At 54.9% G+C, this 545-nt stretch carries 1 protein-coding gene; it reads left to right on the top strand.

What is annotated here, in order from left to right; genetic code table 11:
* Positions 1-543 (top strand): class D sortase (locus KQI26_RS15175; protein ID WP_216505061.1); only part of this gene is annotated, 543 nt, incomplete at its 5' end.
* Positions 544-545 lie beyond the last annotated feature (2 nt).

The following is a 545-nucleotide window of genomic DNA, read 5'->3' as shown; positions in this document are numbered from 1 at the left end:
ACCCCGAACCTGACCCCTGGGGGCAGCGGGATCGTTTCTGGTGGAGGTACATCCAATGTAGTGACACCGCCTACCACATCGGGCAACACCAATACGGGCAACACCGGCTCGGGGAGTTATGAGAGCAGCTTTACCCTGGTTACGCCCGATTTGTATTATGCGGGGGGCTATATCGGCTCTTTGAAGATCCCGTCCATTGGTGTGGATGTGAAGATCTATCAGGGTACCGATGATGCCGCCTTGCGTTACGGTGTAGGGCATTTTGAAAACACCAGCATCTGGGAAGGAAATGTGGCCATTGCCGGACATAACCGGGGGGTCAACAGCTACTTCGGCGAGATTCATACTCTAAAACCGGGGGCAACGATCCAGCTGACCACCAAGATCGGCACCCGGAAATATCAGGTGGACAGAGTGGCCAAGATCGCAGCTACCGATGTGTCAGTGCTTTCGGCCCGACAGAACGACATTATCACGCTGATCACCTGTGTACGGGATCAGCCGGAGTATCGCTGGTGTGTCCAGGCCAAGCTGGTGAGATAAAA

The organism is Intestinimonas sp. MSJ-38 (genome assembly GCF_018917925.1).
In the GTDB taxonomy this organism is placed as follows: domain Bacteria; phylum Bacillota; class Clostridia; order Oscillospirales; family Butyricicoccaceae; genus Pseudobutyricicoccus.
This window is presented reverse-complemented; position numbering and strand designations above follow the sequence as displayed.